The 21,910-nt window shown below is 69.5% G+C and carries 27 protein-coding genes; 8 read left to right on the top strand and 19 right to left on the bottom strand.

Going from position 1 to position 21,910, the window contains the following annotated elements; translation table 11 throughout:
- Positions 1-171: 171 nt before the first annotated feature.
- Together D5S19_RS09220 and D5S19_RS09225 are read right to left on the bottom strand one after the other, a co-directional pair.
- Positions 172-765, bottom strand: coding sequence for a dihydrofolate reductase family protein (locus D5S19_RS09220; protein WP_120022938.1), 594 nt, complete (start codon positions 763-765; stop codon positions 172-174).
- The gene (locus D5S19_RS09225; RefSeq protein WP_120022939.1) at positions 762-1,574 is read right to left on the bottom strand and encodes a metalloregulator ArsR/SmtB family transcription factor; all 813 of its coding nucleotides are present in this window, start codon (positions 1,572-1,574) and stop codon (positions 762-764) included. Before D5S19_RS09225 ends, D5S19_RS09220 begins: the two co-directional genes overlap by 4 nt.
- 196 nt (positions 1,575-1,770) lie before the next feature.
- On the opposite strand from D5S19_RS09225, the gene D5S19_RS09230 reads away from it, so the two are divergent.
- The 3 genes from D5S19_RS09230 (at position 1,771) to bcp (ending at position 3,173) form a co-directional block, all read left to right on the top strand.
- On the top strand, positions 1,771-1,953 hold the full coding sequence (locus D5S19_RS09230) for a hypothetical protein (RefSeq protein ID WP_098513621.1): 183 nt from the start codon (positions 1,771-1,773) through the stop codon (positions 1,951-1,953).
- Positions 1,954-2,133: 180 nt separating this feature from the next.
- Positions 2,134-2,685 (top strand): hypothetical protein, encoded by a 552-nt coding sequence (locus D5S19_RS09235; RefSeq protein ID WP_120022940.1) that lies wholly within the window; start codon positions 2,134-2,136, stop codon positions 2,683-2,685.
- Between the two features lie 14 nt (positions 2,686-2,699).
- Positions 2,700-3,173: a thioredoxin-dependent thiol peroxidase gene (bcp, locus tag D5S19_RS09240; RefSeq protein WP_120022941.1), complete on the top strand. Its 474-nt coding sequence runs from the start codon at positions 2,700-2,702 to the stop codon at positions 3,171-3,173.
- Between the two features lie 79 nt (positions 3,174-3,252).
- Here the strand turns inward: bcp and D5S19_RS09245 are convergent, their stop codons facing one another.
- From D5S19_RS09245 to clpS, 13 genes are all read right to left on the bottom strand, one after another.
- Positions 3,253-5,025, bottom strand: a complete 1,773-nt coding sequence (locus tag D5S19_RS09245; protein WP_120022942.1) for a sensor histidine kinase — start codon at positions 5,023-5,025, stop codon at positions 3,253-3,255.
- Positions 5,015-5,704: a response regulator transcription factor gene (locus D5S19_RS09250; protein ID WP_120022943.1), complete on the bottom strand. Its 690-nt coding sequence runs from the start codon at positions 5,702-5,704 to the stop codon at positions 5,015-5,017. The genes D5S19_RS09245 and D5S19_RS09250 overlap by 11 nt, the downstream gene beginning before the upstream one ends.
- Positions 5,705-5,891: 187 nt before the next feature.
- Positions 5,892-6,500, bottom strand: a complete 609-nt coding sequence (rdgB, locus tag D5S19_RS09255) for an RdgB/HAM1 family non-canonical purine NTP pyrophosphatase (RefSeq protein WP_120022944.1) — start codon at positions 6,498-6,500, stop codon at positions 5,892-5,894.
- Positions 6,497-7,273: a ribonuclease PH gene (rph, locus tag D5S19_RS09260; protein WP_120023017.1), complete on the bottom strand. Its 777-nt coding sequence runs from the start codon at positions 7,271-7,273 to the stop codon at positions 6,497-6,499. The genes rdgB and rph overlap by 4 nt, the downstream gene beginning before the upstream one ends.
- Positions 7,274-7,311: 38 nt before the next feature.
- Positions 7,312-8,079 carry an MBL fold metallo-hydrolase gene (locus D5S19_RS09265; protein WP_120022945.1) on the bottom strand — a complete coding sequence of 256 codons (768 nt, stop codon included), beginning with the start codon at positions 8,077-8,079 and terminating at the stop codon, positions 7,312-7,314.
- Positions 8,080-8,100: 21 nt separating this feature from the next.
- The gene (gene murI / locus D5S19_RS09270; RefSeq protein WP_120022946.1) at positions 8,101-8,901 is read right to left on the bottom strand and encodes a glutamate racemase; all 801 of its coding nucleotides are present in this window, start codon (positions 8,899-8,901) and stop codon (positions 8,101-8,103) included.
- Positions 8,898-9,578 (bottom strand): rhomboid family intramembrane serine protease, encoded by a 681-nt coding sequence (locus D5S19_RS09275; protein WP_199730414.1) that lies wholly within the window; start codon positions 9,576-9,578, stop codon positions 8,898-8,900. The genes murI and D5S19_RS09275 overlap by 4 nt, the downstream gene beginning before the upstream one ends.
- A 117-nt stretch (positions 9,579-9,695) precedes the next feature.
- On the bottom strand, positions 9,696-10,646 hold the full coding sequence (locus tag D5S19_RS09280) for a PLP-dependent cysteine synthase family protein (protein WP_120023018.1): 951 nt from the start codon (positions 10,644-10,646) through the stop codon (positions 9,696-9,698).
- A gap of 4 nt (positions 10,647-10,650) precedes the next feature.
- Positions 10,651-10,929: a MoaD/ThiS family protein gene (locus tag D5S19_RS09285; protein ID WP_098513612.1), complete on the bottom strand. Its 279-nt coding sequence runs from the start codon at positions 10,927-10,929 to the stop codon at positions 10,651-10,653.
- Between the two features lie 77 nt (positions 10,930-11,006).
- Positions 11,007-11,414 carry a Mov34/MPN/PAD-1 family protein gene (locus tag D5S19_RS09290; RefSeq protein ID WP_120022948.1) on the bottom strand — a complete coding sequence of 136 codons (408 nt, stop codon included), beginning with the start codon at positions 11,412-11,414 and terminating at the stop codon, positions 11,007-11,009.
- Between the two features lie 70 nt (positions 11,415-11,484).
- On the bottom strand, positions 11,485-12,486 hold the full coding sequence (locus tag D5S19_RS09295) for a P1 family peptidase (RefSeq protein ID WP_233573788.1): 1,002 nt from the start codon (positions 12,484-12,486) through the stop codon (positions 11,485-11,487).
- Positions 12,483-13,040, bottom strand: coding sequence for a DUF2017 domain-containing protein (locus D5S19_RS09300; protein ID WP_098513610.1), 558 nt, complete (start codon positions 13,038-13,040; stop codon positions 12,483-12,485). The genes D5S19_RS09295 and D5S19_RS09300 overlap by 4 nt, the downstream gene beginning before the upstream one ends.
- Positions 13,037-13,336 (bottom strand): ATP-dependent Clp protease adapter ClpS, encoded by a 300-nt coding sequence (gene clpS, locus D5S19_RS09305; RefSeq protein WP_120022949.1) that lies wholly within the window; start codon positions 13,334-13,336, stop codon positions 13,037-13,039. The genes D5S19_RS09300 and clpS overlap by 4 nt, the downstream gene beginning before the upstream one ends.
- Positions 13,337-13,410: 74 nt before the next feature.
- On the opposite strand from clpS, the gene D5S19_RS09310 reads away from it, so the two are divergent.
- The gene (locus D5S19_RS09310; protein WP_120022950.1) at positions 13,411-14,715 is read left to right on the top strand and encodes a nicotinate phosphoribosyltransferase; all 1,305 of its coding nucleotides are present in this window, start codon (positions 13,411-13,413) and stop codon (positions 14,713-14,715) included.
- 12 nt (positions 14,716-14,727) lie between these two features.
- Complete coding sequence (locus D5S19_RS09315; protein ID WP_120022951.1) at positions 14,728-15,303, top strand: isochorismatase family protein; 576 nt, start codon at positions 14,728-14,730, stop codon at positions 15,301-15,303.
- Here D5S19_RS09315 and D5S19_RS09320 read toward each other — a convergent pair.
- Positions 15,270-15,953 (bottom strand): hypothetical protein, encoded by a 684-nt coding sequence (locus D5S19_RS09320; protein ID WP_233573789.1) that lies wholly within the window; start codon positions 15,951-15,953, stop codon positions 15,270-15,272. The genes D5S19_RS09315 and D5S19_RS09320 overlap by 34 nt on opposite strands.
- A gap of 170 nt (positions 15,954-16,123) precedes the next feature.
- On the opposite strand from D5S19_RS09320, the gene D5S19_RS09325 reads away from it, so the two are divergent.
- The 3 genes from D5S19_RS09325 to D5S19_RS09335 all read left to right on the top strand — a co-directional run bounded on the left by D5S19_RS09325 (position 16,124) and on the right by D5S19_RS09335 (position 19,240).
- Positions 16,124-16,714, top strand: a complete 591-nt coding sequence (locus D5S19_RS09325) for a biotin transporter BioY (protein WP_120022953.1) — start codon at positions 16,124-16,126, stop codon at positions 16,712-16,714.
- An 82-nt stretch (positions 16,715-16,796) separates the two neighbouring features.
- Positions 16,797-18,848, top strand: a complete 2,052-nt coding sequence (locus tag D5S19_RS09330; RefSeq protein WP_120022954.1) for an ATP-dependent DNA helicase — start codon at positions 16,797-16,799, stop codon at positions 18,846-18,848.
- Positions 18,849-18,907: 59 nt separating this feature from the next.
- The gene (locus D5S19_RS09335; protein WP_120022955.1) at positions 18,908-19,240 is read left to right on the top strand and encodes a hypothetical protein; all 333 of its coding nucleotides are present in this window, start codon (positions 18,908-18,910) and stop codon (positions 19,238-19,240) included.
- Between the two features lie 105 nt (positions 19,241-19,345).
- On the opposite strand, the gene D5S19_RS09340 is transcribed toward D5S19_RS09335, so the two are convergent.
- From D5S19_RS09340 to serB, 3 genes are read right to left on the bottom strand one after another with little or no spacing between them, the layout of a single operon-like run.
- A complete protein-coding gene (locus D5S19_RS09340) occupies positions 19,346-19,756 on the bottom strand; it encodes an OsmC family protein (RefSeq protein WP_120022956.1) in 411 nt (136 codons plus the stop codon).
- Entirely contained in the window at positions 19,753-20,532 is a 780-nt protein-coding gene (locus D5S19_RS09345) for a peptidyl-tRNA hydrolase (RefSeq protein WP_120022957.1), read from the bottom strand. The genes D5S19_RS09340 and D5S19_RS09345 overlap by 4 nt, the downstream gene beginning before the upstream one ends.
- Positions 20,529-21,758, bottom strand: a complete 1,230-nt coding sequence (gene serB, locus D5S19_RS09350) for a phosphoserine phosphatase SerB (protein WP_120022958.1) — start codon at positions 21,756-21,758, stop codon at positions 20,529-20,531. Before serB ends, D5S19_RS09345 begins: the two co-directional genes overlap by 4 nt.
- Between the last annotated feature and the right edge of the window lie 152 nt (positions 21,759-21,910).

Consider the following 21,910-nt stretch of genomic DNA (forward strand, 5'->3'; position numbering starts at 1 on the left):
GAGTCTGTGAAGGGACCCTTCACAGACCCGAAACCGGTCCGGCGCACGCCACGAGGTGGTCGCACACACCTCCGCATCGCCCACTGCCGGGTCCCCGACCAACTTTGCCGACACCCTGGCCCGTACGACCTCGACCGCGGACGAATTCTGTTCCGCTACCGGAACTGACCCTCAGCGCACGCGGTCGTAGACCAGCGAGAGTTCGCCCTGATCGCCGATTTCCTTTTCGGCGAGCGTCCACCTGGTGCCCGGCAGGCCGTCCTCGAACAACCGCGCGCCACTGCCGGCGATTTCCGGGCAGATCATCAGGTACAGCCGATCGATCAGGTCCGCCGAAAGCAGGGGTTTGATCACGCTGACGCTGCTGTTCACCAGGATGTCGCCCTCCCCCGCCGCCTTCAGTTCGGCGACGACGTCGGCCGCGGGGGCGTTCCGCACGAGAGTGTGGTCCCACGGCGGCTCGGTCCAGGTGGTCGACAGGACGACTTTTTCCACGCTGGTCAGCCATTTCGCGTATCCGCGATCACGGGGGTCGGCCGTCTCGTCGTCGGCGACGGCCGACCAGTAGCCGACGAATCCCTCGGCGTTGCCGCGGCCGAGCAAGGCCGTGGTCGCCTGCTGCCAAATGCGGGTGAGGTGGTTGCGGCCGGTTTCGCTGACCGCGTACGGCACGATCGCGCTCAGGTCGGCGGGGCCGCCCGGGCCGTGGTAGCGGCCGTCAAGGGTGAGGCTCAGGTTCGCGGTGACTCTTCGGGTCGTGGTCATTTCTTTTCCTTTCCCAGTGTGCCCCCGATAACGGCGGCGAGGTTGTCGAGCACTTGTTCCCAGCCGGTCTCGATCCCGGCGATGAACGGCACCGCCTCGACGGTGAGGTCAGTAATGCGCAGGTCCAGCCGCAACCGGGTCCCGCCGGATACCGCGGTCAGCGTCACGTCGTAGTGGCCGGTGAAGAAGGCCGCGCCGGTCGCGTCCAGCACCGACAGCTCGAACGCTAGCTGAGCGGGTTCCGTCGCGGAGTGGACCGTTCCTTCGGAGCGGTACCGCCCGTCACCGTCGCGGTATTCGAGTACCGCCCGGCCACCCGGCCAGGGTTCGAGCACGCACTCGGCGACCGTCATCGACGGCGGAGCCCACCAGCGCGCCAAGCGCTCCGGCTCGATCCACTGCCGCCAGACGACCTCCGGCGACGCGTCCAGCGAACGCCGAAACGTGAAGAAGCGTCCGTCCGCCCACCGGTCTCCTTCTGCCGCGACGGTTTCCGCCTCGATGGCGGCCCGATACCGGCTGAGCACGTCACGGTCCCCCTCCTGTTCGGCGATGGCGTGCACCATTTCCCGCACCCGCCGCGCGAGCTGCTCCAACGGGCCGGCTTCGGCGGCGTAGACCCGCCGCTGGCCAAGCGGGAACACCGCGACCAGCCCGGCCCGCGCAAGGGTCTGCAGATGCTTCGTCGCCTGCGGCTGCCGCAGGCCGGCCAGCTCGGCCAGCTCGCCGACTGTGCGGGGCCGCTCGGCGAGCAACTCCACCAGCCGCCACCGGGCGGCATCCCCGAGTGCGGCAGCGATCCGTTCCATGAGAAGGAGTATTCACCACTGAGAATATTCAAGTCAAGGAATACTTTTCCCGAGTGGACGATCATGGCGCCGACCAGCGCAGATCGACGGTCGCAACGCAATCGGCGCGCGGCCTTCACCCTCCCCGGGTCAGTCGCGAGCGCGCTCATCGGCCCCGCCCGTAGGCTGGGGCGGCAGCCAGACCAGGGAGGTGCCCGTGCCATCACGTAATCCCCTGCACCTCCTGCGCACCTGCGCGGATTGGTTCGAGAACCGCGGGGTGTACGTCCCGGGAGAGGAGAGCCGGGCGGTCGACCCGGTCCGCGACTTCGGCTGGCTGATCGTCGCCTGGGGCGGGGGCGTCGCAGTATTCATCCTGTTGTTCGCGTTCGCCGTCTGAGTTGCACTTCAGTGACGACTGTCACGCCCAGTGCTTCTTCGATCACGGATCGGCCACGGCTGTACACCAGGTCCGCGTCTTCCCGCCCGTGCAGCTGCGAGTGCGGTCAGAGTGGACCGGGTTCGTCTGGCAATTGATCCGAACGGACTCCCCGCCCCACCCCGACTGGAGTAAACCGCGATGGCGCCCCCGCGCACCCTGAAGCTGTTGCTGTCCGCCTGCCTGCTGTGCCTGGCGACGGCCTGCGGGGTCGACATCCGGCAGAGCACCGCCGCGTTCGGCACGGATTCCGGCGGCTCGGCCGGGGCGCCCGCCAAGCCCGCCACCGCACCGGCCGCCGGCGAGCTGCAGTTCGGCGCCGAGCACCGGTTCACCAGCGGGATCACCGTTTCGGTGTCCGCGCCGGTTTCGTTCCAGCCGAGCGCGGCGGCTTACCCGCGCAGCCCGCGCGCCGCGTCGTTCGCCGTCGAAGTGCGCAACGACGGCTCGGACACCTATCGCCTCTCCGGGCTGGCGATCACCGCTGCCATCGGCGGGCAGCAGGCCAAGCAGGTCGTGGACGCCACCCAGGGCCTAGGCGGCGTCACGGACGCGAGCAAGGATCTGCTGCCCGGCCGCTCGGCCCAGTTCACCATCGCGTTCGCGGTACCCGCGCAGGCCGCCCGGCTGGAGTTGTGGCTGCGGCCGAGCGCAGGCGAACCCGCCGTGGTCTCCTACGGCGGCACCGCCTGAATTACGCTGCGCTCATGACCGAGCGACTTTCCCCCGGCGACCCCGCTCCCGGCTTCACTCTGCCCGACAGCACCGGCAAGGACGTCTCGCTGAGTGACTTCCGCGGCGAGTCCGTGGTGGTGTATTTCTACCCGGCCGCGGGCACGCCCGGCTGCACGAAGCAGGCCTGCGACTTCCGCGACCACCTCGCCGAGCTGAACGACGCCGGCTTCCAGGTGCTCGGCGTCTCCCCGGACAAGCCGGAGAAGCTCGCCAAGTTCGTCGAGGCCGAGGGACTGACCTTCCCGCTGCTGTCCGATCCGGACAGGCAGGTGCTCACCGCGTGGGGTGCGTTCGGCGAGAAGAAGAACTACGGCCGCATCGTGCAGGGCGTGATCCGCTCGACCTTCATCATCGACGCGGACGGCAAGATCGCCAAGGCGCTCTACAACGTCCGCGCGACCAGCCACGTCGCCAAGCTGATCCGGGACCTCGGGCTCGCCTCCTGAACGCACCTTCTCCACACCGGCGGTGCCGTGAAGGGTCCCTTCACGGCTTCTGAGTCCGTGAAGGGACCCTTCACAGCCTTCAGTGGGGAGGCATGGAGGCCGGATCCGCGGGGAGACGCAGGGTGAAGGTGGTACCGCGGCCCGGCGTGCTGGCCGCGGCGACGGTGCCGCCGTGCGCCTCGACGAGGTTGCGCACGATGGCCAGCCCCAGGCCGCTGCCGCCGGAACTGCGGCTGCGGGACGGATCGGCCCGCCAGAACCGGTCGAACACGTGCGGCAGGTTCTCGGCCGAGATCCCTTCGCCGGTGTCGGCCACCTCGAACACGACGTCGTCACCCTCGCGGCGGCCGGTGACGGTGATCGAGCCACCGCGCGGGGTGTGCCGCACGGCGTTGGAGACCAGGTTGTCCAGCGTCTGCCGCAACCGCACGGGGTCCGCGGTGATCGCGGGATCGGACGGCGGCACCGTGGTCAGTGTCAGGCCGGCGTCCGCGATGCGCGCCGCGTGTGCCGAGGCGAGCTGGGCCAGCAGCGAGTCCGCGTCGATCGGTTCCGGATGCACGCGCAGCGCCCCGGCGTCCGCGAGCGCCAGGTCCTGCAGGTCGTCGACGATGTGCTGCAGGTGCACGGCTTCCTCCAGCAACGAGGCGACCAGCTCGCCGTCCATCCGGCTCACCCCGTCCTGCACGGCTTCCAGCCAGCCGCGGATGGTGGCCAGCGGGGTACGCAGCTCGTGCGCGATGTCGCCGACCATCGCCTTGCGCGCGCTCTCCAGCTGCTCGCGTGCCGCGGCCATATCGTTGAATGCCTTGGCCAGCTTGGCGATCTCGTCCTTCCCCTCGACCCGCACGCGGGCGCCGGACTCCCCGGCGCCCATCCGCTGTGCCGCACCGGTCAGCGCGTGCAGCGGGCGGATCAGCCGGATCGAGGCCAGCCCCGTGACGATCACGGTCAGTAGCAGGATCCCGCCGGCCACCCCGGCGAGCCGGATCTGGTTGTCGGTGGACAGCGTGAACCCGCTCGGCGGTGCGGCACCACCGTTTTCGGTGATAAAGAGCCAAGCCGCCGGTGCGACGTGCGGGGTCAGCTGCTCGCGGCGGGCCGAGCCGAGACAGTTGAGCGCGGTCTGGTCGGTGGAGTTCAGGACCGGCCCGTCGAAGGTCCAGACCAGCGGCAACTTCGCGGTCGCCACGGTGTGATCGTTGCGGCCGAGGCAGGCGTTCACCAGATCGGTCAACCGGTTCAGCGCGGCCTGCTCGGTGCCGGTCGGGTCGTCCAGATCCGAACCGTTGCACCGCGCCAGATAAGCCGGATCGGGACCGGTCACCCGCGGATGACCGCTCGGCGAAACCTCCACCGCGCCGAGCCCGGTGTTCAGGCGCACGCACCGCAGGACCCGGTTCGCGATCACCGTCAACTTCTCGCGCTCGTCGGGCGGCAGAGCGTAGGGACCGACGGCCTCCGGATCGATCCGGTCCGCAGTGGACTGCACGCCAAGGCCCGCATCCACCGACAACGGATCGATCACCACCGACGGCTGCTCGGGCAGCCGCCCGGGATCCGGGTCGGAGCTGGCGATCACCTGGCCTTGCGGTGTGGTGAGGGTGACACGGCGGCCGGTCTTCTCCGCATAGTTCCGGACGGTCTCCGCCACACCGCCCCAGTGCGGATGCTTCGCCGCGTACTCCAGCAAACCTTGGTAGATCGTGCCGTCCTCGGCGAAGACCTGACCTTGTTCCCGCTCGATCGCGCCCGACGTGGTGCGCGCGGCGAGCCACGCGGTCGCGGCGATCGCGCACACCGCGACCAGGGCGGAGACCGCGATGAGCCGGACGAGGACGCTACGGCGCATCGGGCGCGGTCAGCTTGTAGCCGACGCCGTAGACGGTCAGCAGGCGAACCGGTTTCCGCGGCGACGGCTCGATCTTCTTGCGCAGGTTCATCACGTGCACGTCGATCGCGCGCTGGGTGATGTAGCGGTCGAAACCGTGCAGGCGCTCCAGCAACTGCCCGCGGGTGAACACCTGGTCCGGGTACGCGGCCATGATCTCCAGCAGGCGGAACTCGCCCGGGGTCGTTTCGATCTGGCGCTCGCCGACGGTGACTTCGTGCCGGATCGGATCGACGGTGAGGGTGCCGACCTGAAGGATGCCGTTCGTGCGGCCGGGCTGGGTGCGGCGCAGCAGCGTGCGGACGCGGGCCATCAGCTCGCGCGGGCTGTAGGGCTTGGTGAGGTAGTCGTCGGCGCCCTGGTCCAGGCCGCGAATGAGATCGTCCTCAGTGGACCTGGCGGTCAGCATGAGGACCGGGAGGGCGGACTCGCGGCGGATCGTGCGGCAGATCTCCAGGCCGGTCATGCCGGGGAGCATGACGTCGAGGATGACCAGGTCCGGCGGGTGGGTGCGGAGGTGGGTGAGCGCCTGGCGCCCGTCCGGGACGATGGTGACGGTGTGCTGCTCGCGCTCCAGGTAGAGCCGGACCAGATCGGCTTGTTTCCGGTCGTCCTCGGCCAGGAGGATGTCGGCGCACATGCCGGTGAGGATAAGGGGGTTTTCTCTTCCGGGCGAGCCGGCGGGGAAGGGCTTATCGGTTGCTGACAATTCCTCCGGGAGATGGGCAACCCGAAGGGGTTGTGGCTACGGCCTGGAGCAGCCCGTGTGGAGGCTTCGGATCGGGGTGCGGGGAGGTGTGGGCGCGCTGGTGCGACTTCGTGGTGGGTTACGCGGTGGCCAGTTTTGCTATTTCCGGGAGTAAAGCGCGTAGGGCTTTGCCTCGGTGGGATTGTTCGTCTTTTTCGGCGGGGTGGAGTTCTGCCGAGGTCTTGTTCTTGCCGTCGGGGGTGAAGATGGGGTCGTAGCCGAAGCCGTTGGTGCCCCGTTTCTCCGTGGTGAGGGTGCCGCGCCATTCAGCTCGGACGATGGTTTCCTTGCCGGCGGGGGTGACGAGAGCGGCAGCGCAGACGAAGGCGGCGCCGCGGCGGGCGGCGGGGGTGTCGGTCAGCTGGGCCAGCACCAGGTTCAGGTTCGCTTCGTCGTCCCCGTGTTTTCCGGACCAGCGGGCGGAGAGGACGCCGGGCATTCCGTTCAACGCGTCCACGGCCAGGCCGGAATCGTCGGCGATGGCGGGCAGGCCGGTGGCGGCCACCGCGTCCCGGGCCTTGGCTACCGCATTGCCTTCGAAATCGGGGGCGGTTTCCGGGGCCTCCGGGAATTCCGGAATGTCGGCCAATCCGACGATCTCGATTCCGGCGATACCCTCCGCGGCCAGGATCCGCCGCAGTTCACCGAGTTTCTTCTGATTGCGGGTGGCCAGCAGGACCCGGGTCATTTCGCACCCTTCTTCTTGCCCGGCCGGGGTTCGGGCAGTTCACCGGGATAGGGCAGGGCGAGCGCCTCGTTCTGCTTGACGGTCAGCTCCGCGCAGCCGGCCTGCGCCAGGTCCAGCATGGTGTCCAAGGTGGACCTGGCAAAGGTGGCGCCCTCGCCGGTGCCCTGCACCTCGATCAGCGTGCCGGCATCGGTGGCGACCACGTTCATGTCCACCTCGGCGCGCGCGTCCTCCTCGTACGGGAGGTCCAGGCGTACGCGACCGTCGACCACGCCGACGCTCACGGCGGCCACCGAAGCCGACAGGGGCTTCGGGTCGTTCAGCCGGTTCGCCGCGGCCAGCCAGGTGACCGCGTCGGCCAGCGCCACGTAACCACCGGTCACGGCGGCGGTGCGGGTGCCACCGTCGGCCTGGATCACGTCGCAGTCGATCACGATCGTGTTCTCGCCGAGGGCGGCCAGGTCGATGCAGGCCCGCAGCGAACGGCCGATGAGCCGGGAGATCTCGTGCGTACGCCCGCCGATGCGGCCCTTCACCGATTCGCGGTCGCTGCGGGTGTTGGTCGCCGAGGGCAGCATCGCGTACTCCGCGGTCACCCAGCCCAGCCCGGAGCCGGCCCGCCAGCGCGGCACGCCCTCGGTGACGCTGGCCGCGCACAGCACGCGGGTGTTGCCGAACTCGATGAGCACCGAACCGGCCGGCCACTTCTGGAAACCACGGGTGATCTTGATCTCGCGGAGCTGGTCGTCGGTCCTGCCGTCTTTTCTCGCCACGGGGTGCACTGTAGGCCCTTCCCCCGACAGAACCGCGATCAGATCTCGTAGACCGCGCCCTGGCTCACCAGCTCGGCTTCGGGAAAGACCGCCCGTGCCTCGGCGAGCACCGCCTGCCGGTCGGTCCACGGCGCGATGTGGGTGAGCAGCAACCGCCCGACCCCGGCTTCCTTGGCCAGCTCACCGGCTTCTTTACCGGAAAGGTGCACGCCCTTGGGCCGGTTCTCACCATCCGTCCAAGACGCTTCAGAAAGCAGTACGTCGACGCCATCGGCCAGCTCGCCGAGTACGCGGCACTTCCCGGTATCACCGGTGTACGCGAGGATGCTGCCGCCGTACGTAATGCGCAGGCCGAACGCCGGCGTCGGGTGATAGACCGCTACTGCCGTGACGTCGAACGGCCCGATCACCACGGTCTCTTCGCGCAGCGCATGGAACTCGTACACGTCCGACAGATCCACGGATGCTCGTTCGGCAGCGTCGGCCGCGTATAGATGCCCGAGACGCGAAGGAGCGTCGGGCGGCGCATACACCGGCAACCGCCGTGGCCGGGCCGGGTACGGCGGTGCCGGGTGGTAGCGCCGCAACACGGTGAGCGCGTTGACGTCTGCGCAATGGTCGGAATGCAAGTGCGACAGGAGAAGCGCGTCTAGTTCGAACGGATCGAGCACGGTCTGGAGCTGAGCGAACGCCCCGTTCCCGAGTTCGAGCCCGAGCCGGAAGCCCTCCGCCTCCAACAGGTACCCGGACGCGGCGGCATTCGGCCCGGGGACGCTGCCGGAGCACCCGAGGATCGTCAGTCGCACCCCGACACCCTAACTCCGCCGTCACGCGCTGGCCGGAGCCAGCACACCAGGCGCGAAACCCATGAACCGCTGCGCCAGCCTGGTGAACGGTTCCGGCGAACCGGTCGCGACGAACTCGTGTTGCGGCGCGTCGGCTCGCTCCACCAGCAGTTCGCGCTCAGTGAGCACACGGTAGAGATCCTTCGCGGTCTCGTCGGCACTCGAAACCAGAGTGACGTCCTGGCCCATGACGATCTGCAGCACGCCGGACAGCAGCGGATAGTGCGTACACCCGAGTACGAGCGTGTCCACCTCGGCTTCGAGCAACGGCTGCAGGTATCCCTGCGCGAGCCCAAGGATCTGCCGCCCCGACGTGATTCCGCGCTCGACGAAGTCGACGAAGCGTGGGCAAGCCACACTGGTGAGCCGTACGTCCGGAGCCGCCGCGAAGGCGTCGTCGTAAGCTCTCGAACGCACTGTGCCCTCGGTGCCGATCACGCCTACGCGCCCACTGTGTGTGGCCACCGCAGCCCTCCGCGCGGCCGGCAACACGACTTCCACCACTGGTACGTCGTAGCGCTCGCGCGCGTCACGCAAGCACGCTGCCGAAGCCGTGTTGCACGCGATCACCAACGCCTTCACGCCACTCTCGACGAGACTGTCGAGCGCTTCGAGCGCGTACGCGCGTGCTGTGGCAATGGGGAGCGGACCGTACGGGTTGCGGGCGGTGTCACCGACGTAGCGCAGCTTCTCGGCGGGCAGCAGCTCAAGGATCGAGCGCGCGACGGTGAGACCACCGACGCCGGAATCGAAGACACCGATGGGCGCGTCGGGGGAACTCACGCCCCGAGGTTACCGGGAGACGCCGGAAGCGCCTTCGCCGCTTTACCTCGCTCCCCACGTGAAGTCAGCCACGCCGCGAGGACGCCGGCGAGCGCGCCGAACAGATGCCCCTGCCAAGAGACGCCCGGGTCGCCCGGCAACAGGCCCCACAGCATCCCGCTCCACACCCCGAGCAGCACCACGGCGACCAGGATCTGGGGCATCGAGCGGTGGAACAACCCCCGCACCAGCAGGTAGGCCAGCCAGCCGAAGGCGAGCCCGGAAGCCCCGACGGTGTAGGTATCGGCCGGCCCCACGAGCCACACGCCGAGCCCGGACACCAGCCAGATGATCGCGGTGACCACCACCCAGCGGCCGATGCCCGCGGCCATCGCGAGGAACGAGAACACCAGTACCGGCACCGTGTTGGAGAACAGGTGCGACCAGCCGGCGTGCAGCAGCGGCGCCCAGAGGACGCCGTCGAGCCCACCGGCCTGCCGCGACACGATCCCGGCGTGGTCCAGATCCCCCGGCAGAATCACGTCGGCCAACTCCACCAGGTAGAGCACCAAGGTGAAACCCAGCGCGACGAACGCCGCGGCCTTCGGATTCGGCGGCAGGATCCGCTTCGCCACGTCCGTGGCCTGATTCGCACCACCACCCGTGGGCGGCGTCGGAAGGGGAGGCAATGTGCTCACGCCTCCAGGTTACGACGCGGCCGGTGTCTCTCGCCTCGGGTGAAATCCCTGATCCCTGAGGTGGGGTCCCGGCTCGAGCGCCCGTCACGGCCATCAGCGGCCGTGACGGGCTGTCGCTCAGGCCCAGAGCTGGCCGTCGAGGCGCTCGGCTGCTTCGTCCAGCGAACCTGCGTACGCGCCGGTGGAGAGGTATTTCCAGCCACCGTCTGCGACGACGAAGGCGACGTCGGCTTTTTCGCCTTTCGCTGCGGCTTTCTCAGCTACCGCGAGTGCCGCGTGTAGCACCGCGCCGGTGGAGATGCCGGCGAAGATGCCTTCGTGCTCCAGCAGCTCGCGCGTGCGGCGAAGTGCGTCGTACGCGCCGACGGAGTAGCGGCCGTTCAGCACGGTGGGGTCGTACAGCTCGGGTACGAAGCCTTCGTCGAGGTTTCGCAGCCCGTACACGAGTTCGCCGTACCGCGGCTCGGCCGCGATGATCTGTACGTCCGGCTTCGCCTCGTGTAGGTACCGGCCCACGCCCACGAGCGTGCCGGTGGTGCCGAGACCGCCGACGAAGTGCGTGAGCGTCGGCAAGTCCTTCAGCAGCTCCGGGCCGGTGCCACGGTAGTGCGCGTCGGCGTTGGCGGGGTTGCCGTACTGGTAGAGCATCACCCAGTCCGGGTTCTGCTCGGACAGCTCCTTGGCTCGCCGCACCGCTTCGTTCGAACCGCCCGCAGCCGGGGAGAACACGATCCGCGCGCCGTACGCCTGCAACAGCTGCTTGCGTTCGCTAGACGTGTTCTCGGGCATCACGCACACCAGGCCGTAGCCCTTGAGCTTGGCGGCCATGGCGAGCGAGATCCCGGTGTTGCCCGAGGTCGGCTCCAGGATGGTGGACCCGCGCCGAAGCCGGCCTTCCTTTTCGGCCGCCTCGATCATGGCCAGCGCGGGGCGGTCCTTGATCGAGCCGGTCGGGTTGCGGTCCTCCAGCTTCGCCCACAGCCGCACGTCGTGCGTCGGCGACAGCCGCGGCAGCCCGACGAGAGGGGTGCCGCCGAGCGCGTCGAGAAGCGACTCGTAACGGGCCATCGGCTCAGCGCGCGCCACCGGCCACGGCGGGCAGGATGGTGAGCGTGTCGCCGTCCTTCACCTCGGCCTCGAGACCACCGGCGAAGCGTACGTCCTCGTCGTTGACGTACACGTTGATGAAGCGGTGCAGCTTCTCCTCCTTGACCAGGCGCGCCTTGATCCCGGCGTGGCGCGACTCGACGTCGTCGATCACCTCGAGGACGGTCTTGCCCGCCGCTGCGACGGACTTCTCGCCGCCGGTGTGCGTACGCAGGATGGTCGGGATGGAGACGGTCACGGCCATGGGTTTCTACCTCCGGTGGGTTCTTCTCGCGGACGCCTTGGGCTCGACGCTGCCGGCGCCGCACTTATTCCGGCAGCTCAGTCGAGGATCTCGACCGGTTCCTCGGTGATCTCGGCGTCCACGATCCGGTACGAGCGGAACTCGTGCGAATCGGGGTCCTTGGTGGAGACGAGCACATAGTGCGCCTCCGGCTCACCGGCGATGTTCGCGTCGGTGCGCGAGGGGTAGGCCTCGGTCGCGGTGTGCGAGTGGTAGATCACCACCGGTGCCTCGTCGTTCGCGTCCATCTCCCGGTACAGCTCGAGCTGCTCGCCGGAGTCGAACTGGTAGAACGTGGGCGAACGGGCCGAGTTCAGCATCGGCACGAACCGTTCCGGCCGATCGGACCCCACCGGGCCGGCGATCACCCCGCACGCCTCGTCGGGGTGATCACGACGGGCGTGGGCGACGATCTGGTCGACGAGTTCACGGCGGATCCGGAGCACACCGACATCTTAGGTCGTGGACCTTGGCTGTCCACATGGCGAGAAGTGGCGCACGCCACCTCCAAACCGGTCACGAAGGGCCGAAGGCCTCCGGCCATACGTCGCGATAGGCAGCTACTCCCCCGGCTGCCGTCGCGGCGAGGAGGCCGTGCACCATCGCGCGGGCGAAGACCCGTGCGGCGGCCGAGCACAGCGCGTCCAACGCGCCCGCGCGTGCGGCGCTCGCGAAGGAACCGGACTGTTGCGGCAGCTCGCGTGTACCGGTGGCCAGCGCGTACACCGTGTCCCCGTCGAACATGCTGTGTGCCGGACGGACCGCGCGCGCCAGGCCGTCCTGGGCGGACACGGCGAGACGGCGTGCTTCGGCCTTCGAAAGGGCCGCGTCGCAGGCCACGACGCCGACTGTGGTGTTCAGGTCGGTGCGCTGCCCAGGTACGGCGCCAGGCCGGTCCGGCCAGCGGACGCCGAACTCGCCGTCCACCTCGTGGTCCGCGGCGAAGGCCCGGCCGGTCTTGAAGTCCACTGCCTCACCGGCTGCGTTCACTGCGGCGATCGCGCCGACCGTCACCTCGCCGACCCGCTCGCTCGCCGTCCCAATGCCGCCCTTGAGCGAGCCGACGACAGCGCCGCTGCCGGCGCCGACTGTGCCCTGCGCGACGGTCGTCGTGGCGGCTTCGCAGGCCGCGTAGCCGAAGCCGGCGTCCGGGCGATTGCCCCACCCGCTGCGTGGAAGATCGAACAGCACGGCTCCAGGCACGATCGGCACGACTTCGTGCGGCTGCTCGCCGACCGGGAAACCCAGGTTGCGCTCGCTGAGCCAGCGCATCACACCGTCGGCCGCAGCGAGGCCGTACGCGCTTCCACCGGACAAGCAGACCGCGTTCACCCGCTGTACGAGGTTTTCCGGCTTCAACAGGTCGGTCTCGCGGGTACCGGGGGCACCGCCACGCTGATCGACCGCGCCGACGGCACCGTCCGGCACCAGGACCACAGTCGTACCGGTCGCCCAGCCTTCGCCGAGGCGCTGGTGGTGCCCGACGAGCACCCCCGGCACGTCGGTGATCGCGTTCACGCGGTGACCGCTTGGATCAGCGTCTCCTGCACCCAGGTCAGCCAGTGATAGACGCCGAGGTGCGGGGCGCGCGGATCGTCGTCCGGCAGTTCGTCCGGCATGTCGTCGGTGACGTCGAGCGCGGTACCCAGCGCGAGCCGTACGTCGTTCAGCGCGCCGAGCCATGCGTCGGCCTGCTCGAAGCTCAGCCGTACCTGGCCGCCGTCGCGTGGGAGCGTGTCGAGCACGGTCTTGGCGACGCCGACCTTGGCCTCCAGCAGCTCCGGTTCGTGCAGGGAGCGCATCGCGGCAGCGGAGTCGAGGTCGTCCCGGCTCGGGTTGTCCGGGTCGAGCCGGTGGAAGTCCGGCAGCAGCCGGGAGAGCACCGGGTCGTCCGGCGCCTCGCTGGGGCCGGTCCGGATGCCGGTCAGCTCGGCCAGCTCGTCCTGCGGGGCTTCTTCGCCCCGCGCGCGCAGCATGTCCTCCAGCTGTCCGACCAGGCCGCGCAGCACCGCGGCCTCCTGCTGCTCGAACCCGGCGAGGATGACTTCTCCCTTGCGGCGCCAGGCCTTCACGAGGGCTGCTCCATGGTCGCCCACAGCCCCGCGGCCTGCAGTTTCGCCACGTCGGTCTCCACCTTCTCCTTGGCGCCGGACGACACGATCGCCCGGCCCTTGTGGTGTACGTCGAGCATCAGCTTGGTGGCGTGGTCCCGGCTATAGCCGAACAGCTTCTGGAACACGTACGTCACGTACGACATGAGGTTGACCGGATCGTTCCACACGACGGTCCGCCACGGCTGGTCGGATTCGGTGACGTCGGCCCCGAGTGGATCGACCTGCGTCTGTTCGGAGGCAACAGGCGTGGACATGCACCCCATGGTGTCACGACGGTAACCCGGTACGCCGCGCCAGGTCCGGCCGTACGGGTGAATAGGGTGATCCCATGGGTTCACCCGAGCCGGTCACCAGCGCCAGCACGGCGCTGCTCACCGACCACTACGAGCTGACCATGCTGGCTAGCGCCCTCGCGGACGGCACAGCGGACCGTCCGTGCGTGTTCGAAGTCTTCGCGCGGCGGCTGCCGGACGGACGGCGCTACGGCGTCGTGGCCGGCACAGCGCGCGTGCTCGACGCGATCGCCGACTTCCGGTTCACCGACGCCGAGCTGACCGTGCTCGAACAGACCGCTGTCGTGGACCCTGCGACGCTGTCCTGGCTGGCGGACTACGAGTTCAGCGGCGACATCGACGGCTACCCCGAAGGCGAGCTGTACTTCCCCGGCTCCCCGATCCTTACCGTCACCGGCAGTTTCGCCGAAGCCGTGGTGCTGGAGACGCTGACGCTGTCGATCCTGAACCACGACAGTGCCATTGCGTCGGCAGCGGCGCGGATGGCGGGCGCCGCGCACGGACGGCCGATCATCGAGATGGGCGGACGGCGTACGCACGAGTACGCGGCCGTCGCCGCGGCAAGGGCCGCGTACCTGGCCGGCTTCGCGACCACGTCCAACCTCGAAGCCGGCCGTCGCTACGACATTCCCACGCGTGGCACCGTCGCGCACGCCTTCATGCTCCTGCACGACAGCGAAGAAGCCGCGTTCCGCGCGCAGGTCGAAAAAATGGGCGCGGACACCACCTTGCTCGTCGACACGTACGACATCACCGCCGGAATCGAAGCCGCTGTACGAGTGGCGGGAACCGACCTGGGCGCGATCCGGATCGACTCCGGTGACGTCGGGCCGCTCGCGCGCAAGGCTCGTGATCAGCTGGACTCCCTGGGCGCCAAGGACACCCGCATCGTCGTGTCGGGGGACCTCGACGAGCACGCCATCGCGGCGCTGCGCGCAGAGCCGGTGGACGCGTACGGCGTCGGTACGTCGGTAGTCACCGGCTCGGGCGCGCCGACGGCGGGCATGGTCTACAAGCTGGTCGAAGTGGACGGCCGTCCGGTCGCGAAACGCAGTACGCACAAGGAGTCCCGCGGCGGGCGTAAGCACGCGCTACGGCGGCACCGCGCTACCGGCACCGCAGTCGAAGAGGTTGTGTGGACGGCTGCCGCGGAGCGTCCGGCGGCCGAGGAGTACGACCGCGACCTGCAGATACCCCTGGTGCGCGGTGGCCAAGCGGTGGAGGATCTGCCCACACTGGACGACGCGCGCGCCCGGTTGCGACGTGCGCAAGTCAGCCTGCCGTGGGAAGGTTTGAAGCTCTCCCACGGCGAGCCCGCGATACCGACGACGTTTCTGTAGGGAGAGCAGGCCATGGGAACCGCGCTGATCGTGGTGGACGTACAGAACGACTTCTGCGAGGGCGGGTCGCTCGGCCTGCCCGGTGGGGCGGCAGCCGCCGAAGCCATCTCACAGCACCTGGCCGCGGGCGGCTATGTGCACGTGGTGGCCACGCGCGACCACCACATCGATCCGGGCGACCACTTCAGCGAAACGCCAGACTTCAACCACAGCTGGCCGCCGCACTGCGTCGTGGGCACGGCCGGTGCTTCGTTCCATCCGGCGCTCGACATCGTCCCGATCGAGGAAGTGTTCTCGAAGGGCGAATACGAAGCTGCGTACTCCGGCTTCGAGGGGAAGTCCCGCACGGGCGAGACGCTCGAAGAGTGGCTGCACGCGCGGAGCGTGACCGACGTCGACGTGGTCGGCATCGCCACGGACTTCTGCGTACGCGCCACCGCGCTCGACGCAGCGCGCGCTGGTTTCGGCGTACGCGTGCTGCTGGACCTCACCGTTGGCGGCTCACGGGCCACTGTGGACGCGACGCTGAAGGACTTCGACGAAGCGGACGTCGCCTACTCCGGTGCACCCGCCTTGCCACCCGGCTGACCACCCTTGCCGTACGGGTTGCACGCCGCAGTGCCGAGGTAGAGGTCCCCGCTCGCCGGGCCGCCTTGTGGGAACAGCTTCAGGTGCATAGCGTGCGTGACGAGGCTGCCGTCGGCCGGCTGTGGCGTGACAGTCTCGTTCAGCGTGACCGTGGCCATTGCTGTGCCCGCTTCACCGCCGGGGATGGTGATCGAGTAGTTCGCGGGGATCGAAGACGGCACCGTGAGCCCGGAGACCTCACCGATGGACATCGAACCGGTGCTGCCGGACTCGGTGGTCGAGCAGCCCGAGGAGTACGTGCGGACCTTCAGCACCGGGCCGCCCCAGCGGCGTAGGAGATCGGTCTCGAATCGCTGTCCACCCCCCTGCGCGGTGGCCACCGCGCCCGTACGCCCGCAGGTGGAGCCGCCGAACCCGAAGTCCGCGACATTGCCCGCGACGCCGCCGTCGCTGCGCGCGGACAACGGCCCGTCGGCATCGCAGCGAGCCAGCTCGCCGGTGACGACGTGCTCGCCGTCCACCAGCAAGTCGAGGCTGCCCGCGGAACCCCACCCGGTGGAGGTCACCTCGGCAGCGTGGGCGGCCGTACCCAGCAATAGTCCGGTCAGCACCGTTACCAGCGTTCCCGTCGAACGGACCCGTGCGCGCATCGTTCTCCCTTCGCCCGTGCATCGAGATCGGCAGCGCGGTGGTGGGGCCAAACGCCACCGCCCCTACACCACCCGGACGTGTGGCGTCGTGAGGAACGCAACTTGTGCCGCCCGGTCAGGCTAGCGAGCGTTAACCTGCCTGGACGTCCGTTTTCGTCGTGGGAGGTCCCGTGTCGTCGCTTTCCCTCACCGGCCGCCGCCAGGTGCTGGCCGATCTCGTGCCTGGCGCACTCGTGCGCGACCTGACGCTGGTGGCCGGGGGCGCCGTGCTGACCGGCGCGGCGGCGCAGCTGGTGATCCCGCTGCCGGGTACGCCGGTGCCGATGACCGGCCAGACCTTCGCCGCATTGCTGGTGGGTGCGACGCTCGGCATGCGCCGTGGCGCAGCTTCGCTGCTGCTGTACTTGCTCGTCGGCGCGGTCGGCGTGCCGTGGTTCCAGGGCGCGACTTCCGGGCTGTCGGGTGCTTCGGCGGGGTACATCGTCGGGTTCGTGTTCGCCGGTGCGCTCGTCGGTGCACTCGCCCGCCGCGGTGGTGACCGCACGCCGTTGCGCATGGCGGGGACCATGGCGCTGGGCAATGTGGTGATTTATGCGTTCGGCGTGCCCTGGCTGATGGCCGCCGCGCACTACGACTTCGCCACCGCGTTCGGCAAGGGCGTGGTGCCGTTCCTGATCGGTGACCTGCTGAAGATCGTCGTCGCGGCCGGTGTGCTGCCGCTGGCGTGGGCCGCGGTTTCGCGGCTGCGCAAGCAGGACTGACGCGTTCCGCCGCTCCGGCGCGAACGGCCCGTTCGCGCCGGAGCGGTGATCCTGTCGGGGACGACGGCTATCGTGTCTGGCTGTGCCCGCCCGAACCGATTTCCCCGGCGTCCTCGAACTCCTGACCCACGCAGTGGAGTCCGTCGGCGGCGCCGAGCGTCCCGGCCAGGTCAAGATGGCCGATGCCGTCGGCCACGCGATCCGCACCGGGGAGCATCTCGCCGTGCAGGCGGGCACCGGCACCGGGAAGTCCCTGGCATACCTGGTCCCGGCGATCCGGCACGCGGTGGAGAAGGACACCACGGTGGTCGTCTCGACCGCCACCATCGCCCTGCAGCGCCAGCTGGTGGACCGGGATCTGCCGCGGCTGGCCAAGGCGCTGAAGAAGCCGCTCGGCCGCACGCCGACCTTCGCCATTCTCAAGGGCCGCCGCAATTATCTGTGCCTGCACCGGCTCGACACCGGCCCGGCCGACGAGCCCGAGGACGCGCAGCTGTTCGATCCGTTCGCGGTCTCCCGGATGGGCAAGGAGATCACCCGGCTGCACGAGTGGTCCTCCGACACCGAGACCGGTGACCGGGACGAACTCGTGCCCGGGGTGTCGGATCAGGCCTGGCGCCAGATCTCGGTCACCGCGAGGGAGTGCCTCGGCGTGAACCGCTGCCCGATCGGCACGGACTGCTTCGCCGAGCGCGCGCGTGCGGAGGCGGGCAAGGCCGATGTGGTGGTCACCAACCACGCGTTGCTGGCCATCGACGCGCTCCAGGGCTATCAGGTGCTGCCCGACCACGATCTGGTGATCATCGACGAGGCACACGATCTGGTGGACCGGGTCACCTCCGTCGCGACCGGGGAGCTGACCAGCGCGATGGCCGCCTCCGCCGCGCGTCGCTGCGGCCGGGTGATGGACGCCGCGATCGCGGACCGGCTGCTGGAATCCTCCGACGGCCTGGCGCTGATTCTCGACGATCTGCCCGCGGGCAGGCTGGACACCCTGCCGCAGGCGTTGAAGGGCGCGATCCCGGCGGTGCGCGACGCGGCGAAGGAATGCCTCACCGCGCTGGGCTCCGACCGTAAGGAAGACGTCGACGAGGCCACCGCGCGCAAGCTCGCGCGTTCGCTGGTGGAAGAGGTGCACGATGTCGCGGTACGGCTGCTCGACGCGTACACCGACGATCAGGCCCATCAGCGCGACGTCGTGTGGCTCACCGGCGACAAGTACTCGGCCAACCCGCGTCCGCCGGCGTTGAAAGTCGCCCCGCTCGGCGTGGCCGGGCTGCTGCGTGAGCGGGTGTTCAATCAGCACACCACCGTGCTCACCTCGGCGACGCTCACCCTCGGCGGCGCGTTCGACACCATGGCTCGGCAGTGGGGCCTGCCGCCGTCCGGTGCCCGGGTGGAGAAGTCGCCCGGCACGGCCACCGACAAGGAAGCACCCGCGGACGAGGACAGCGGGCCGAAGTGGACCGGCCTCGATGTCGGCTCGCCGTTCGACCACCGGCGCAACGGCATCCTGTACGTGGCCAAGCACCTGCCCTCACCGGGCCGCGACGGCCTCGGCGAGTCCACTTTGGACGAGCTGGCCGAGCTGGTGGAGGCCGCCGGCGGACGCACCCTCGGGCTGTTCTCCTCGATGCGCGCGGCGAAGCAGGCCAGCGCGGCCATGCGCGAACGGCTCGACCATCCGGTGCTGTGCCAGGGCGACGATGCCACCGGGCTGCTGGTGCGGCAGTTCAGCGAGGACCCGCGGACCTGCCTGTTCGGCACGCTCACCCTGTGGCAGGGCGTGGATGTGCCCGGCCCGTCGCTGCAGCTGGTAGTGGTGGACCGGATCCCGTTCCCGCGGCCGGACGATCCGGTGTCCTCGGCCCGGCAGCGCGCCGTGGAAGCCAGGGGCGGCAACGGCTTCCTCACCGTCGCCGCGACGCATGCCGCGCTGCTGCTCGCACAGGGCACCGGCCGGCTGCACCGCGCGATCGACGACCGCGGGGTGATCGCGGTGCTGGATTCGCGGCTGGCCACTGCCCGCTACGGCGGATTCCTGCGTGCGTCTCTGGCGCCGTTCTGGCCCACCACGGACCCGCAGGTCGCGCGCGATGCGTTGAAGCGACTGGACGCGGCCGCGCCCGCATGAGACCGGGTGAGGACCCGGCGAGTACGGTAATCGGCAACGTTTACGACAGGGAGCACCGGTTGACCCAGGATCCGTCCAGCGCACGATCCCGGACCGTCAGTGTCGACGACACCGGGGTGCGGCGCACGCTTGCCGATGGCAGCGAAGAGGCCGTCACGTGGTCGGATTTGCAGTCCGTGATGGTCAGAGTCATCCCCGATGGCCCCTGGAACGAGGACGTCTTCTTCATGCTCGTCGGCTCCGATGGCAAAGGCACCGCCATCCCCAGCGGCGACCCCGCAGCCGACGCCCTGATCGAACGCCTGCAAACCCTCCCCGGCTTCGACAACGACCGTTTCATCGAAGCCATGACCACCGACGCCGACCAGGCCTACGTGGTCTGGCAAAGCTGACGCAGTTCGCCGCCCACCCATCGCCGCTGGCTGTGAAGGGACCCTTCACGGACTCAGAGGCTGTGAAGGGACCCTTCACAGCCTTATTACGCCCGAGGTGCCCGCTCACCGCTGGGAGCCGGGGAACTCCTCCACCACTGGCACCCCCTTCACCAAGGTCCTCCGCACCGTGCACAACCGCTCCACCGCACGTTCCACCGCCCGGACCATCCCCTCCCGAACATCCCCGGCCAGTCCCGCCAGATCCACCTCGAACACCACCCGGACCCCGTCCAGCTCCGCCACCCCCACCCGCCGATCCGCACTCACCACCACCCGGAACTCCGCGTCCTCCCCCACCCTCCGCACGATCAGCTCCTCCGCCGTCACCGCGGAACACCCCGCCACCGCGATCTGCAGCAACTCCACCGGGGAGAACGCCCCCTCCGCCCCGGCCCTCCCCAGCACGACCTCCGCCCCACGATCGTTACGCCCGACGAACCGATGCTTGCCCTCGCGCAGTACTTCAAGCGTCATCCCGAAATCCCGCCCTCCGGATACTGCGCGAGCACGGTAATGGTCCCCGGCTCCACCTCGGTGAACCCGGCGTCGCGCACCGCCACCACCCGATCGTTCCGCCAGCCCCCTTCCGGATCCTCGATCGGGCACAATTCCTTCCACCGCGCCAAAGAAGGCGTCCGCACCGCCACCCGATACCCCCGCGCCGCCCACGCACCCAACGCCTCGTCCGGCAGCAGCGACGCGAGAATCATCGTGGCGTGCCCGACCTGAGCGGCAGCCTTCCCGACAGTCATCGCCACGTCGGGATTGAGCAGCAGCACCGGCACACCGCCCGGAGCCGCTCCGGGCGTATCCATCGGCAGCTCGCTCCCGGAGATCTGCAACCGGGAAACCTCTTTCGGCGCTTGGGAAACCAGCCCCGGTACCAGTGCCCGGACCTCCGCCCCGCCGACTTCCACGGTGACTCCGGGCAAGTCGAGCACCGCCCGCCAATGCGCCCCACGAGCCCGCCGGGAAACCTTCCGGATCCGATTGTCCAGCCAGAGATTTACGGGTTCGGCCCATTCCCCGCCGGCCTCGGAACGCTCGTCCAGGCAGACCGCGACCGCGGCCGCAGCAGCCGCCTCCAGCAACGCGGTCCGGCCGGGCGGCTCGGCACGTTCGATGCGCAGAACGATCGGCATCGCGCGCACCTGGTCCGGATCCTCGTCGGAGGTGTCGGACGTCGCCTCCGCGGGCATGCCCAGCCAGTATGCGTAACGGCTGCGCAGTGGTTCGAGAATCCGGCTCACTGGCGCACCAGATCGAGCCCGTCCGCCGCGTCCGCCGCCTCCACCTCGGCCCGGGTGACGCCGAGGACGAACAGCACCGCGTCCAGATACGGGTGGGAGATCGCGGTGTCCGCGACCTCCTTGAGGGCGGGCTTCGCGTTGAATGCCACGCCCATCCCGGCGGCGGCGAGCATGTCGATGTCGTTGGCCCCGTCGCCGACCGCGACGCAGGCGCCGAGCGGAACCCCGTACTCCCCGGCGAACCGGCGCAACGCGGTCGCCTTGCCCGCGCGGTCGACGACCTCGCCGGTCACGCGGCCGGTGAGCTTGCCGTCCACCACCTCAAGTTCGTTCGCGGCCGCGAAGTCCAGCCCGAGATCCGCCACCAGGTGCTCGATGATCTGCGAGAACCCGCCGGACACCACACCGCAGCGGAAGCCCATCCGCTTGAGCGTGCGCACCGTGGTGCGGGCGCCGGGCGTGAGTTCGAGCTGGGCGGCGACCTCGTCCATCACCGAGGCCGGCAGCCCGGCCAGCAGCGCCACCCGGCGTTCGAGCGATTCGGTGAAGTTCAGCTCGCCGCGCATGGCAGCCTCGGTGATCTCGCGGACCTGCTCCTCGACGCCGGCGTGCGCGCCCAGCATCTCGATCACTTCGCCCTGCACCAACGTGGAGTCCACGTCGAAGACGACCAGCCGCTTCGCCCGGCGCGTGATGCCCGCCCGCTCCACCGCGACGTCGATGCCGGCCTTGGAGGCCGCGTCGGCCAGTTCGGAACGCAGTTCGGCGTCGGCGATCTCGCTGTCCTCGCGCACCGAGACGTACAGCTCCAGGCCGGTCACCGGGTAGTCGGCGACGCTGCGGATCGAGTCGATGTTCGCGCCCACCGAGGCCAGCCGGCGAGCCACCTCGGAGAACGCGCGCGCGGTCACCGGGCGCCCGAGCACCACCAGCACGTGCGAGGAGTCGCGCCGCCCGAGCGCGAACGGATCGGCACCGATCGCGTCGCCGATACGGACCTCGACCTCCATCCCGACGGTCGCCATCGCCTGTTCCACGGACTCCTGCAGCCCCTCCGGATCGCGATAGACGCCGGCCAGCACACCCAGCACCAGCTGCCCCCGGATCACCACCTGTTCGACGTCGAGCACGTCGACGTCGTGCCGGGTGAGCACGGCGAACAGCACGGACGAAACACCCGGCTTGTCCGGCCCGGTGGTGGTGATGAGCACGGGAGTCTGGGTCACTGGGAGCTCTCCCTCGTAAGGCGGATGCGAGACCCGACCAGTCTGGCCCCCTCGGCCGGAATGCAGCATGCCCGCGTGCCCGGCTTCACACCCGCACTCCACGAACGAGCGATTGTGGGCGGTTCGGAGGAGCTGTGAAGGGACCCTTCACA

The sequence above is a fragment of the Amycolatopsis panacis genome, from assembly GCF_003600245.1.
Classification (GTDB): domain Bacteria; phylum Actinomycetota; class Actinomycetes; order Mycobacteriales; family Pseudonocardiaceae; genus Amycolatopsis; species Amycolatopsis sulphurea.